General features: G+C 71.9%; 11 protein-coding genes and 1 tRNA gene. 7 read left to right on the top strand and 5 right to left on the bottom strand.

Annotated features, from left to right (window positions below; translation table 11 throughout):
• Positions 1-49 precede the first annotated feature (49 nt).
• Positions 50-886, top strand: a complete 837-nt coding sequence (locus tag AB0E62_RS08555) for a helix-turn-helix transcriptional regulator (RefSeq protein ID WP_362190011.1) — start codon at positions 50-52, stop codon at positions 884-886.
• 295 nt (positions 887-1181) lie between these two features.
• Here the strand turns inward: AB0E62_RS08555 and AB0E62_RS08550 are convergent, their stop codons facing one another.
• Positions 1182-2573, bottom strand: a complete 1392-nt coding sequence (locus tag AB0E62_RS08550) for a cystathionine beta-synthase (RefSeq protein ID WP_362190008.1) — start codon at positions 2571-2573, stop codon at positions 1182-1184.
• A 162-nt stretch (positions 2574-2735) separates the two neighbouring features.
• Between AB0E62_RS08550 and AB0E62_RS08545 the strand changes: the two genes are divergently transcribed.
• The 3 genes from AB0E62_RS08545 (at position 2736) to AB0E62_RS08535 (ending at position 6658) form a co-directional block, all read left to right on the top strand.
• Positions 2736-3755: an SGNH/GDSL hydrolase family protein gene (locus tag AB0E62_RS08545; protein ID WP_362190005.1), complete on the top strand. Its 1020-nt coding sequence runs from the start codon at positions 2736-2738 to the stop codon at positions 3753-3755.
• A 596-nt stretch (positions 3756-4351) separates the two neighbouring features.
• Entirely contained in the window at positions 4352-5572 is a 1221-nt protein-coding gene (locus AB0E62_RS08540; protein WP_362190003.1) for an acetyl-CoA C-acetyltransferase, read from the top strand.
• A gap of 300 nt (positions 5573-5872) precedes the next feature.
• Positions 5873-6658: a hypothetical protein gene (locus AB0E62_RS08535; RefSeq protein ID WP_362190146.1), complete on the top strand. Its 786-nt coding sequence runs from the start codon at positions 5873-5875 to the stop codon at positions 6656-6658.
• Between the two features lie 61 nt (positions 6659-6719).
• Here AB0E62_RS08535 and AB0E62_RS08530 read toward each other — a convergent pair whose 3' ends face one another.
• Positions 6720-7031 (bottom strand): hypothetical protein, encoded by a 312-nt coding sequence (locus AB0E62_RS08530; protein WP_362190000.1) that lies wholly within the window; start codon positions 7029-7031, stop codon positions 6720-6722.
• Between the two features lie 98 nt (positions 7032-7129).
• On the opposite strand from AB0E62_RS08530, the gene AB0E62_RS08525 reads away from it, so the two are divergent.
• Positions 7130-7360 carry a DUF4287 domain-containing protein gene (locus AB0E62_RS08525; RefSeq protein ID WP_030615555.1) on the top strand — a complete coding sequence of 77 codons (231 nt, stop codon included), beginning with the start codon at positions 7130-7132 and terminating at the stop codon, positions 7358-7360.
• A 57-nt stretch (positions 7361-7417) separates the two neighbouring features.
• Here AB0E62_RS08525 and AB0E62_RS08520 read toward each other — a convergent pair whose 3' ends face one another.
• From AB0E62_RS08520 to AB0E62_RS08510, 3 genes are all read right to left on the bottom strand, one after another.
• The gene (locus tag AB0E62_RS08520; protein WP_362189997.1) at positions 7418-8275 is read right to left on the bottom strand and encodes a Bax inhibitor-1/YccA family protein; all 858 of its coding nucleotides are present in this window, start codon (positions 8273-8275) and stop codon (positions 7418-7420) included.
• A 148-nt stretch (positions 8276-8423) separates the two neighbouring features.
• On the bottom strand, positions 8424-9599 hold the full coding sequence (locus AB0E62_RS08515; protein WP_362189994.1) for a 4-hydroxybenzoate 3-monooxygenase: 1176 nt from the start codon (positions 9597-9599) through the stop codon (positions 8424-8426).
• Between the two features lie 247 nt (positions 9600-9846).
• Positions 9847-9930 (bottom strand) — tRNA-Leu (locus AB0E62_RS08510).
• A gap of 415 nt (positions 9931-10345) precedes the next feature.
• Here AB0E62_RS08510 and AB0E62_RS08505 point away from each other — a divergent pair.
• Positions 10346-11116, top strand: a complete 771-nt coding sequence (locus AB0E62_RS08505; RefSeq protein WP_362189991.1) for an ABC transporter ATP-binding protein — start codon at positions 10346-10348, stop codon at positions 11114-11116.
• The gene (locus AB0E62_RS08500) at positions 11116-13644 is read left to right on the top strand and encodes an FtsX-like permease family protein (RefSeq protein WP_362189989.1); all 2529 of its coding nucleotides are present in this window, start codon (positions 11116-11118) and stop codon (positions 13642-13644) included. Before AB0E62_RS08505 ends, AB0E62_RS08500 begins: the two co-directional genes overlap by 1 nt.
• Positions 13645-13739: the final 95 nt, after the last annotated feature.

Raw genomic sequence — 13739 nt, 5'->3', positions numbered from 1 at the left:
GTCTGCCAGTACCAGGATGGGACCGGCACCGGTCCCCTACGATCGGCGCATGGACGGGGACTGGACCGAAGCAGAGGTGGGCGACTTCCTGCGCTCGCGCCGCGCCCGCATCCGGCCGGAGGAGGTGGGGCTGCCCGCGCACGGGCGGCGCCGCGTGCCGGGCCTGCGCCGCGAGGAGGTGGCCCAGCTCGCGGGCGTGAGCGTCGACTACTACATCCGGCTGGAGCAGGGCCGGGGCACGAGCGTCAGCGACGCCGTCCTGGACGCGGTCGCGCGGGTGCTGCGGCTGGACGAGACCGAGCACACGTACCTGCGCACGGTGGCGCGTCCCGGCCGGCGGCGCGCGGGGACCGCCGGGCCGTCCCGGGTCCGCCCCGGGATCCAGGCGCTCCTCGACGGCATGGAGCGCAGCCCGGCGTTCGTGCTGGACCAGCGCATGGACGTGCTGGCCTGGAACGCCCTCGGCGACGCGGTGAACGGCTTCAGCCGGATGGCACCGGCCGGACGGAACATGCCGCGGCACCTCTTCCTCGACCCGGGCGCCCGGGAGCTGTACCCCGAGTGGGCGGCGGTGGCCGCGCAGGCGGTGGCCCACCTGCGGCTCAGCGCCGGCCGGTACGCCGACGACGCCCGCCTGTGCGCGCTGGTCGGCGAACTCTCCCTGAAAAGCGACGACTTCCGCCGCCTGTGGGCCGACCACGAGGTCCGGGAGTGCGCCTACGGCGTGAAGCGGATCCAGCACCCGGTCGCGGGCCTGCTGACCCTGCCGTACGAAACCCTGACGGTACCGTCCCAGCCGGACCAGACCCTGGTGGTCTACACCCCGGAACCGAGCTCGGAGACGGCGGAACGACTGGCGCTGCTGGGAAGTTGGGCCACCCTGTAGCCCCAGGGAAGACTGTCGCGGGGACCGCCGCACCCCCGTTTCCGGGGGGCGGGACGACGGCGGTCCCCGCGAGGGACGCGGGCCGGTCAGGACCGGTGGTGCGCGTCCGTGGCGTCCATGGAGGTCCGGGAGCCGCTCCGGAGGTCCTGGCGCCGTTCGGCGCCGGCCCGGGCGGGGAGCCGTACCCGCCCTGCCGACGCCCCCTAATCTGCCGGACGCGTGTTAAGCGGGTGCTGCGCGCACGTGACACGCTCGTACCACTTGCGCGAACCCCCGTCCCCTCCGCCGGACCCGGTTACTTGTTGCCGCCCTTGGCCAGGAAGGCGAGCAGGTCCTGCCGGCTGATCACGCCGGTCGGCTTGCCCTCGACCAGCACGATCGCCGCGTCCGCCGCGCCCAGCACCTGCATCAGGTCGCCGACCGGCTCACCGGAGCCGACCTGGGGCAGCGGGGAGCACATGTGCTTCTCCAGCGGGTCGTCCAGCGAGGCCCGCTTGCTGAACAGGGCGTCGAGCAGCTCCCGTTCCACCACGGAGCCGACGACCTCGGCGGCCATCACGTCCGGGTGGCCGGCGCCCGGCTTGACGACGGGCATCTGCGAGACGCCGTACTCGCGCAGCACCTCGATGGCCTGGCCGACGGTCTCCTCCGGGTGCATGTGCACGAGGGACGGGATGGAGCCGGCGACCTTGTCGCTCAGGACGTCGCCGACGCGGGCGCTGGGGCCCTCGTCCTCCAGGAAGCCGTAGTCGGCCATCCACTCGTCGTTGAAGATCTTGCTGAGGTAGCCGCGCCCGCTGTCCGGGAGCAGGACCACCACGACGTCGTCCGGGCCGAGCCGCTCGGCGACCTTCAGCGCGGCCACGACGGCCATGCCGCAGGAGCCGCCCACCAGCAGGCCCTCCTCCTTGGCCAGCCGGCGGGTCATCTGGAAGGAGTCCTTGTCGGAGACGGCGACGATCTCGTCCGCGACCTCACGGTCGTAGGCGGTCGGCCAGAAGTCCTCGCCGACGCCCTCGACCAGGTACGGCCGTCCGGAACCGCCGGAGTACACCGAGCCCTCCGGGTCGGCGCCGATGACCTTGACCTTCCCGTCGCTGGCCTCCTTCAGGTAGCGGCCGGTGCCGGAGATGGTGCCGCCGGTGCCGACGCCCGCCACGAAGTGGGTGATCCTGCCCTCGGTCTGCTCCCACAGCTCCGGGCCGGTGGAGTGGTAGTGCGAGAGCGGGTTGTGGGGGTTGGAGTACTGGTCGGGCTTCCAGGCGCCCGGGGTCTCACGGACGAGCCGGTCGGAGACGTTGTAGTACGAGTCCGGGTGCTCCGGCGCCACGGCGGTCGGGCAGACCACGACCTCGGCGCCGTACGCGCGCAGCACGTTGATCTTGTCGGTGCTCACCTTGTCCGGGCAGACGAAGATGCACTTGTAGCCCTTCTGCTGGGCCACGATGGCAAGTCCGACACCGGTGTTCCCGCTGGTCGGCTCGACGATCGTGCCGCCCGGCCTCAGCTCCCCGCTCTTCTCGGCGGCCTCGATCATGCGCAGGGCGATGCGGTCCTTCACGGAGCCGCCGGGGTTGAAGTACTCCACCTTGGCCAGGACGGTCGCCCGGATGCCCTTGGTCACGTTGTTGAGCCGCACCAGCGGGGTGTTGCCGACGAGGCTGATCATCGAGTCGTGGTATTGCACCGTTGTCTCCGGTCGCTGCAAAAAAAGACGTGTTCGTAGTGGTGTCGCCAGCCTAAGGCCAGGCGCCCGGAGAGCGTGGTCGTTCACTCCTCGTCGAGATTGGCGCACGGTGCGTACGGGGCAAGGAGTGGGTGTACGGCTACGAGGAGGTGGCGGCGACGCATGACGAGCATGTCGAGGGCGCGGGTGGCCCGGCGCATCGCGGCCGGGGCGGCGTACGGCGGTGGCGGGGCCGGTCTGGTCGGCGCGGCCGTCGTCGGTCTGGTGCTGGCGGAGGTACGGCTGGCCCGGCGGCAGCTGGGCAACGGGCTCAGCGACCGGGTGCCGGCGGCCGAGGGCGTGTACGGGCGCGCCTACGACATCCCGGGGGAACCGCCGCTGCGGCTGGCCATGCTCGGTGACTCCACGGCGGCGGGGCAGGGCGTGCACCGGGCGGGCCAGACACCGGGGGCGCTGCTGGCCTCGGGGCTGGCGGCGGTGGCCGAGCGCCCGGTGGAGCTGCGGAACGTGGCGGTGACCGGCGCCCGGTCGGACGACCTGGAACGTCAGGTGGGGTTGGTGCTGTCCGCTCCGGGGCCCGTCCCGGACGTGTGCGTGATCATGATCGGCGCGAATGACGTGACCCACCGGATGCCGCCGACCCGGTCGGTACGGCATCTGTCGACGGCGGTACGGCGGCTGCGCACGGCCGGCGCGGAGGTGGTGGTCGGCACCTGCCCGGACCTCGGCACGATCGAGCCGGTGCAGCAGCCGCTGCGCTGGCTGGCCCGGCGGGCGTCCCGGCAGCTGGCGGCGGCCCAGACGATCGGGGTGGTGGAGCAGGGCGGGCGGACGGTGTCGCTGGGGGATCTGCTCGGGCCGGAGTTCGAGGCGAATCCGCGGGAGCTGTTCGGGCCGGACAACTACCACCCGTCGGCGGAGGGGTACGCCACGGCGGCGATGGCCCTCCTGCCGACGGTGTGCGCGGCGCTGGGGCTGTGGCCGGCGGAGGAGGAACGGCCGGACGTGTCGCGCCGCGAGGGTTTCCTGCCGGTCGCCCGGGCCGCGGCCGAGGCGGCGTCGGAGGCGGGCACGGAGGTCACGGCGGCGATGCCGACCGGGCCGCGCGGGCCGTGGGCGTTGCTCAAGCGAAGACGCCGCCGCCACGTCCCGGAAGCCGAACCGGCGACTCCGTCGGTATGACCGGGTCCACCCGCCCGCCTGACGCGGTGCCCCGGGAAGCCCGGGGCCGCCCTCTCCGGCACCGCACGGCGGCACCACTGCTCGCGGCCGGGCCGGTCCTCCCGGCCCGGCGGACCCGCCCGGGGGCAGGGGCACCCTCATCGACACACCCGCGAACCGACCCCCACCTGACGCGGCGAGCCGGCAAGCCCGGGCCCGGCACCGCCCTCCCCAGCACAGCACAGCGACACCGCTGCCCGCGCCCGGGCCAGTCCCGGCACAGCGAACCCTCCCCCGCCCAAGACGCCCGGAAGACCGAGGGCCGGTCCTCCCGACGCGGCGGACCCGCCCGGGGGCAGGGGCACCGTCTGTCGAGGCGCCCCGCGAACCGGCCCCCGTCCCGCGTCGTCCCAGCCGGGGCCCGTTCGCGGGCCGGGTCCCGGTGCCGGGGCTTTCCTGCGGGGCGGGTCGGGCGGGGCGGCGGGCGAGGGCCGGGCGGCCAAGCAAGCGCTTAGAAAACTGCGGTCAGTGTCACACCGCCGTACCGGTGACCTGGGCCATACGGCCGGGTAACTTCCGAACCGGCCCTGCCCGAACCCCCTTCCCCTGGAGCCGTGATGCCCGAAGCCGTCATCGTCTCGACCGCCCGCTCCCCCATCGGCCGCGCGAACAAGGGCTCCCTGAAGGACCTGCGCCCCGACGACCTCACCGCCACGATCATCCGGGCCGCGCTCGACAAGATCCCCGAGCTCGACCCCAGGGACATCGACGACCTGATGCTCGGCTGCGGCCTCCCCGGCGGCGAACAGGGCCACAACCTCGGCCGCGTCGTCGCCGTACAGCTGGGCATGGACCACCTGCCGGGCTGCACGGTCACCCGCTACTGCTCCTCCTCCCTGCAGACCTCCCGCATGGCGCTGCACGCCATCAAGGCCGGCGAGGGCGACGTCTTCATCTCGGCCGGCGTCGAGATGGTCTCCCGCTACGCCAAGGGCAGCTCCGACGGCCTGCCGGGCACGCACAACCCGCTGTTCGCCGAGGCCGAGGCCCGTACCGAGGCCGTCGCCGGGCAGGAGGGCACGACCTGGCACGACCCGCGCGAGGACGGCCTGCTGCCCGACCCGTACATCGCGATGGGCCAGACCGCCGAGAACCTCGCCCGCTGGAAGGGCGTCACCCGGCAGGAGATGGACGAGTTCGGCGTCCGCTCCCAGAACCTCGCCGAGCAGGCCATCAAGAACGGGTTCTGGGAGCGCGAGATCACCCCGGTGACGCTCCCCGACGGCACGGTGGTCAGCAAGGACGACGGCCCGCGCGCCGGCGTCACCCTGGAGGGCGTGGCCGGCCTGAAGCCGGTCTTCCGCCCCGACGGACTGGTCACGGCCGGCAACTGCTGCCCGCTCAACGACGGCGCCGCCGCGCTGGTCATCATGTCCGACACCAAGGCGCGCGAGCTGGGCCTGACCCCGCTCGCCCGGATCGTGTCCACCGGCGTCTCCGGCCTCTCCCCCGAGATCATGGGCCTCGGCCCGGTCGAGGCGAGCAAGCAGGCACTGAAGCGCGCGGGCCTGACCATCGACGACATCGACCTGGTCGAGATCAACGAGGCCTTCGCCGCCCAGGTGATCCCCTCCTACCGGGACCTCGGCATCGACCTCGACAAGCTGAACGTCAACGGCGGCGCCATCGCCGTCGGCCACCCCTTCGGCATGACCGGCGCCCGGATCACCGGCACGCTCATCAACTCGCTCCAGTGGCACGACAAGCAGTTCGGCCTGGAGACGATGTGCGTCGGCGGCGGCCAGGGCATGGCGATGGTCATCGAGCGCCTCAGCTGACCCAGGGGGCCACCGTCCGTAGCGGACCTGGCACGGTACGTCGCAGAAGGGCCCAGAACCGGGGAAACCCCACGGTTTTGGGTCTTTCCGTGATCCAATCTCCCCCAGGATGTGACCTATCTCGCCTGCCCGGCATATCGCCGCAGGTCAGCGCCGACCGGCCTGGTACGCGACGCAACCAGGTGCCGTACGTCCTGCCCGTTTCGTGACGTTACGCACTGACAGCTGGTTAGTCCGCCCTTCAAGCTGATGTAGGAAGTCGGGGGTCGACTTTGAACCGGGAGTACGTCAGTGAGCGCCATGCCGATCGCCCTGCTGCTCACCACGGCAGCCACCGGCGCCGTGGGCGTCGCCGTCCTGCGCACCGTCCTGAGGCTGCGCCGCCAGCTCACCGAGCTGCAGCAGCAGCTCGCCGACGAGCGGGCGGCCACCGCGCGCGCCCTGCTGCCCGGCGCCCGGGCCGCCACGGAGGCCGAGCGGATACGGGCGGCCGTGGCTGACGCGCTCGCCGAGGAGCGGGAGCGGGAGCTGGCCGAGGCGCGCGCCTTCTGGGCGGCCCAGGAGGCCCGTGACGCCTCCGACGCGCCGATGCTGTTCGGACTGCCCGACGCCGATCTCTTCCTGCCCCGGCAGGCGGACTTCGCGGGGCTGGAGCCGCTGGAGCCGGTGTCCGAGCCGGGCGCCGACGCCGAGGAGTTCTCCGCGGGCGAGTCCCCGGAGCTGGCCGCCGCCCGCCGCCGGCACCCCTCGCACCCGGACTTCGTCCCGGCGCAGCCGCCGGCCGTCAACGACCACGAGCGCACGGTGGCCGCTCTGGAGGAGCTGGCCGCCGAGCAGGTGCGGCTCGCCGACGTGCGCCCCGGCCCGCTGGGCACGCTGGACGTCTACGTCTTCGCCGACGGCACCACGCTGTGCATGACCCCGGGCCACCGCGAGACGGCGGAACGGCTGGCCGCGGCCCTGGAGTCGGGCGAGGCGCCGTACCTCCTGGGCGGCTCGGGCGTCTCGGGCGCGTACACCCTGACCTTCGCGTGCGGCGAGGAGACGGTCTACATCCTGGCCGACCGGGTGATCGCGTCCCTGTAGTACCCGTAGCACTCCCGGCCCACCCCTGGCCCCGTAGTACCCGTGGACCCGTGGGGGCGCTTCAGACCCCGGCCCGCTGCCGGGCCTCCTCCACCAGGCGTACCGCCTCGGCGACCTGCTCCTCGCGGTCCAGCACGACCGCGAGGTCATGGGCGGCCACCAGGATCTGGTCGGCGGCGGCGAACATCCCGGCGTCCGGCATCTCACGGGGCTCGGTGCCGGGCGATTCCTCCCGCTGGGCCCAGCCGGACAGCTCCCGGGCCAGTGCCAGCGCCTCCGCCGCGGCCCCGCGCTGGAGCCGGCTCTGCGGTGCGGCCCGCAACCGGTCGGCGAAGTGGTCCACTGCTTGGGTCAAGGGCGTCGTATCAACCACCCGCCGAGGGTAACGTGCCGCACTGTTGCCAATACGCGAACGCTCAGGCACGGTGACGTGAAGGACCGGCTTACATCCCCTTTGTACCGGAGGCGCCGATGTCCCACGTCTTCTCCGAGGAGACCCACCGCAACCTGCTCGCCCGTATCCCGCACTGCACCGGTCGTGAGGTGTCCGACTGGCTGCGTGCCGTAGAAGAAGGCCCGGCCCTGTTCCGCTTCGAGGAGAAGGTCAGCTGGCTCAGGCACGAGTACGACCTGGCGTACGGCCACGCCAAGGCGATCGTGCACGAGTACGACTTGAGGAGGGCGGCGCGCAGGCTGCTCTGAACGCCGAAGTGCCCCGGGTGACGCACCCGGGGCACTTCGTCGCGTTCGTGACCGCCGCTAGTCGTTGCTGCTGAAGATGGCCACCAGCCGCAGCATCTCGACGTAGATCCACACCAGGGTCATGGTGAGGCCGAACGCCGCGAGCCAGGACTCGTTGCGCGGGGCGCCGTAGGCGATGCCGTCCTCGATCTGCTTGAAGTCGAGGGTCAGGAAGAACGCGCCGAGCACGATCGCGAGGATGCCGACGAGCGCGCCGAGCGGGCCGAAGCTGCGCAGCCCGCCGTCGTCGGCGACGCCGAACACGACCAGCAGCAGGTTGACCGCCATGACGGCCATGAAGGCGATCGCGATGGACATGCCGATGCGGGCGTACCGGGCGGTGACGCGGATCCAGCCGGCCTTGTAGATCAGCAGGGTGGCGCCCGAGACCGCCATCGTGCCGAGCACCGCCTGGAACGGGGCGCCGCTCCAGCGGCTGTTGAACATCTCGCTGAAGACGCCGAGGAAGACGCCTTCGAAGGCGGCGTAGCCAAGGATCAGCGCGGGCGACGGGGTGCGCTTGAAGCTCTGCACCATGGCCAGCACGAACGCGATCAGCGCGGAGCCGACGGCCAGGCCGTAGCTGGTGCCCGAGACGGGCAGCAGCGCCCAGGCGAGGACGGCGCCGACGGCGACCGTGCCGAGCGTGAGGGCCGAGCGGACGACGACGTCGTCCATGGTCATCCGGTCGGTGGTGGCCGGCGCCTGGACGTCCGCCTGCGCGTACGGGTTCTGGGCGTAGGGATTCTGCGCGTACGGGTCCTGCGCGTACGGGTTGCCCTGTGCGTACCCGGCCTGCGGCGCGGTGTTGAAGCCGGCGTAGCCGTTGTCGCGGCTGAAGCCCCGTCGCGAGAAGACCGGGTTGCTGCTCCTCATTTCACTCCTCCATGACTGCCGAGTGCAGTCTTGGCTCAAGAGTAATGGATTGGCAAAGGATCGACCATGATACTTGAGGAGGATCCTTCCCCTTGCATGCTGCCCAACACGCTACGCGCACGTCCGATTCCCGGCCACGGGCGTTCCGCTAGGCGAGCGGGAACCCGGTGTACGCCTCCGCCAGGTCGGTCTCGGCGGCGCGGGAGGAGGCGATGCGCTCCAGCCGGGCGAGCTGGAGCCGGGCATCGAAGGGGGTGGCGTCCGGGGCGCGGTGCAGCAGGGTCGTCATGTCGTAGGAGAAGCGTTCGGCCTGCCAGACGCGGCGCAGACAGGTGGCGGAGTAGGCGTCGAGGAGGTCCGGGGAGCCGGTCTCCCGCTCGTGGGCGAGGGCCCGGGCGAGGGTGACGACGTCGCCGACGGCGAGGTTCAGTCCCTTGGCGCCGGTCGGCGGCACGATGTGGGCGGCGTCGCCGGCGAGGAGGAGCCGGCCGTGCCGCATCGGCTCGTGCACGAAGGAGCGCATCGGGGTGACCGACTTCTGGGTGAGGGGGCCGCGCTCAAGACGCCAGTCGTCGTCCGTCTCCAGCCGCCGCTCCAGTTCGTCCCAGATCTCCTCGTCGCTCCACTGCCCGGCCTCCGTGCCCGCGGGGACCTGGAGGTAGAGCCGGGAGACGGCCGGGGACCGCATGGACAGCAGGGCGAAGCCGCGGTCGTGGCGGGCGTAGACGAGTTCGTCGTGCGAGGGGGCGACATCGGCGAGGACGCCGAGCCAGGCGTACGGGTACGACCGCTCGAACACCCGGGAGACCCCGGCCGGGACGGCCTTGCGGGCCACCCCCCAGAACCCGTCGCAGCCGACGACGTAGTCGCACTCCAGCACGTCCTCGCGCCCCTGGTGCCGGAACGGGACGCGCGGCCGGTCGCCCTCGGCGCCCTGGACGGCCAGCGCCTCGGCCTCGAACAGCAGCGGCCCGCCCTCCTTCAGCTGGAGCGCGATGAGGTCCTTGCAGACCTCGGTCTGGGCGTAGACGGTCACGGACCGCCCGCCGGTGAGCGCGGGGAAGTCGACGCGGTGCCGGCGCCGGCCGAAGCGCAGCTCGATCCCGTCGTGCCGCAGTCCCTCCCGGTCCATCCGCTCCCCGGCGCCGGCCGCGCGCAGCACGTCCACCGTGCCCTGTTCCAGGATCCCGGCCCGCTGCCGCTGCTCGACGTAGGCGCGGTCGCGGCTCTCGAGGACGACCGACTCGATCCCGGCGCGATGGAGCAGCCGCGCGAGCAGCAGCCCGGCCGGTCCCGCCCCGATGATCCCCACGGTGGTGCGCATCGCCGTCCCCTTCTCTCAGGACTGTTCGTCTGGTGAAATTTCCTTCACCAACTGCCCGCGAGTCTCCGCTCCGCGTACCTCACTGTCAATGGTCACGCCGCACATCCCCGCGAACGGCTCACCCGAGGGCCGGGGGAGGATTCCGGCATCAAGGACGCGGAGGGGGGCGCGCGTTGTGCGATGCACGGAGGCGAGACGCCGTCACACAGGGGTCACACCCGCACAAAAGGTGCAATGCGGCGGAGAGTGCCCGGAGCCGGACTCGAACCGGCACGCCCGCGAAGGGGCAGCGAGGTTTAAGCTCGCCGTGTCTGCATTCCACCATCCGGGCTTGCCAGGGCTCCGCAACAAGGGGTCCGAGCCTATCGGGACCCATCGCCCGAACAGCGGATGGGTGCACCGATGTTGTCTTATTTTATTGACGTCTGAGGGTGCATCAGCGGACGGAACGAGCCATCCGCACTTGCCAATAGCCTGGCCCGGGACGTGTGCGCCTGTACGCGAAATGACGGAATTTCACCGCCCGAACAAGACCGGTCACCCTGTTAACAGGACACCGGCCGGCCGCCGGGGCGTCCCGGCGCCGTCTCAGGGTCGGCCGTCCTCCCCAGGTATGACACGACGGCCTCCCGTCCGACCCGGGTCGCCCCCCGGAACCGGAACAGCGGCTGACTCCCCGCCCGCGGCGCGCCGGGACGATGGAACGGTCCCCAGGAAACACGTCGTCCCGACAGGAGCACCGCCCCGTGACCACCACACCCACCGCCGGCCGGACCACCGCCGTGGCCGCACGCGCCATGGAGTTGTCGAAGATCTACGGGCAGGGCGAGACCCGGGTGGTCGCCCTGGACCGGGTCTCCGTCGACTTCCGGGCCGCCGAGTTCACCGCCATCATGGGCCCGTCGGGTTCCGGCAAGTCCACGCTGATGCACTGCGTGGCCGGCCTGGACACCTTCTCCTCCGGCTCCGTGCGGATAGGCGACACCGAGCTGGGCTCCCTGAAGGACAAGCAGCTCACCAAGTTGCGCCGGGACAAGATCGGCTTCATCTTCCAGGCGTTCAACCTGCTGCCGACGCTGACCGCGCTGGAGAACATCACCCTCCCGATGGACATCGCCGGGCGGAAACCGGACAAGGCGTGGCTGGACCAGGTCATCGAGATGGTGGGGCTGTCCGGGCGGCTCGGCCACCGGCCCTCCCAGCTGTCCGGCGGCCAGCAGCAGCGCGTCGCCGTGGCCCGGGCCCTCGCCTCCAGGCCCGAGATCATCTTCGGCGACGAGCCCACCGGCAACCTGGACTCGCGCTCCGGCGCCGAGGTCCTCGGCTTCCTGCGCAACTCCGTGCGCGAGCTGGGCCAGACGGTCGTCATGGTGACCCACGACCCGGTGGCCGCCGCCTACGCCGACCGGGTGATCTTCCTGGCCGACGGGCGGATCGTCGACGAGATGTACGGCCCCACGGCCGAGTCCGTCCTCGACACGATGAAGCAGTTCGACGCGAAGGGCCGTACCAGCTGATGTTCCGCACCGCCCTGCGCAACGTCCTCGCGCACAAGGCCCGGCTGCTGATGACCGTGCTCGCCGTCATGCTCGGCGTGGCGTTCGTCTCCGGCACGCTGGTCTTCACCAACACCCTCTCCGACGCCTACCAGAAGAGTTTCGCCAAGGGCTTCGACCAGGTCGACGTGGCCGTACAGCCCAGGTACCAGGACTCCAAGGGCGACCAGGTCGGCAGGACGCCCGAGTTGACGCAGGCGCTGCTCGACCGGGCCGCCAAGGTCCCCGGGGCCGCCTCCGCCACCGGTGTCGTCACCGGCTTCACCGCGGTCGCCGGCAAGGACGGCGAACTCGTCGGCGGCGACTGGCAGTCGGCCGGCGGCAACTACTGGGGCACGAAGGACCCCCGTTACCCCCTGGTCAGCGGTCACGCCCCGCGCGGCAAGGGTGAGGTGCTGATCGACTCCGCGACGGCGAAGCGGGCCGGCTTCAAGGTCGGCGACACCGTGCGCCTCTCCGTCGACGGCCCGGTCCTCACCCCCACCGTCAGCGGCATCTTCACCACCGACGACGGCAACGTGGCCGCCGGCGGCAGCCTCACGCTGTTCGACACGCCGACCGCGCAGTCCCTGTTCGGCAAGAAGGGCACGTACGACGAGATCGACGTGCGGGCGGCTGCCGGAACCAGCCAGGAGGCGCTGAAGGCCACGCTGGACAAGGCCCTGCCCGCGGGGATGGTGGAGACCACCACCGGCGAGCGGCTCGCCGACGACCAGGCGGCGGCGATCGCCGACTCCCTGAGCGGCCTGAAGAAGAGCCTGCTGGTGTTCGCGGGCATCGCCCTGTTCGTCGGCACCTTCATCATCGCCAACACCTTCACCATGCTGGTCGCCCAGCGCACCCGCGAGCTGGCCCTGCTGCGGGCGGTCGGTGCCTCCCGCCGCCAGGTCACCCGCTCGGTGCTCATCGAGGCGTTCGCGGTCGGCGCGGTCGCCGGCGTGGCCGGTCTGGTGACCGGCATCGGCATCGGCGCGGGCCTGCGCTCCCTGCTGGGCTCCTTCGGCGAGACCGTGCCCGACGGACCGCTGGTGATCGGCTCCGGTGCGGTGGTCGCCGCCCTCGCCGTCGGCATCCTCGTCACCGTGCTCGCCGCCTGGCTGCCCGCCCGCCGGGCCGCGAAGATCCCGCCGGTGGCGGCGATGAGCAGCCTGCACGCCAAGGCCACCACCAAGTCCCTGGTGCTGCGCAACACGCTCGGCTCGCTGTTCGCGGCCGCCGGCGTCGCGGTGATCCTCATGGCCACGAACATGGACGCCGACGCCGCCCAGGGCCCGATGGGCATCGGCGCGGTCCTGCTGATCGTCGGTGTGTTCGTGCTGACCCCGCTGCTGTCCCGCCCGCTGATCGCCGCCGCCGCGCCGCTGCTGCGCGCCTTCGGGGTGTCGGGCAAGCTGGCCCGTCAGAACTCGGTGCGCAACCCGCGCCGTACCGCGGCCACCGCCTCGGCGCTGATGATCGGCCTGACCCTGATCACCGGCATGACGGTGATGGCGGGCAGCCTGCAGAGCTCCATCGACCGGATGGCCAGCTCGGCGATCCGCGCCGACTACGTCGTCTCGATGGCCAATCAGGGCCCGCTCTCCCCCGACGTGGCGAAGAAGCTCGCCACCGCCGACGGGGTCACCGCCAGCAGCCCGCTGCGCAACGGCGAGTCCCGCATCGACGGCGGCACCCAGTGGCTGACCGGCGTCGACGGCGCGGCCATCGGCAAGCTGACCGACCTGAAGGTGACCGCCGGCTCCCTCTCGGTGGGCGGCACACGGATCGTCGTGGACGAGGACCGGGCCGAGAAGCACGGCTGGAAGCCCGGTTCGCGGCTCACCGCGCACTTCGAGGACGGCGCGGCCCGCCGGCTGACCGTCGCCGGGGTCTACGAGGGCAACGACATGTTCAACGGGATCATCCTCGACAACAAGGTCCTCACCCCGCACCTGGCCGACCCGGCCGACATGCGGGTCATGGTCAAGATGGCGGACGGCGCGTCCGACGCGGCCAAGGACGGACTGGTGAAGACCCTCGGCGTCAACCCGGCGGTCAAGATCCAGGACAAGCAGGACATCTCCCGTGAGATCGGGAATGTGTTCACCCAGGTGCTGAACATGGTCTACGGCCTGCTCGGCATGGCGGTGATCGTCGCCGTGCTGGGCGTCGTCAACACGCTGGCCATGTCCGTCTTCGAGCGCGCGCAGGAGATCGGCATGCTCCGCGCGATCGGTCTGGACCGCCGGGCGGTCAAGCGGATGGTCCGCCTGGAGTCCCTGGTGATCTCCCTGTTCGGCGGCGTGCTGGGCCTCGGCCTGGGCGTGTTCTTCGGCTGGGCGGCCGGCGAGCTGCTGGCCACGGAGATACCGACGTACGAACTGCAGCTGCCGTGGGGCCGGATGGCGGTCTTCCTGCTGCTGGCGGGCCTGATCGGCGTCCTGGCCGCCCTGTGGCCGGCCCGCCGCGCGGCCCGGCTGAACATGCTCGCGGCGATCAAGGCCGAGTAGCCGGTCGCCGGCGCAGCAGCCGTCGTACGACGATGAAGGGGGCCCCTCGGGAAGGGGCCCCCTTGCCGTGCGTACCGGCTGTCCGGTGCGGGCGG

The organism is Streptomyces sp. NPDC038707, assembly GCF_040636485.1.
Lineage (GTDB): Bacteria > Actinomycetota > Actinomycetes > Streptomycetales > Streptomycetaceae > Streptomyces.
This window is presented reverse-complemented; position numbering and strand designations above follow the sequence as displayed.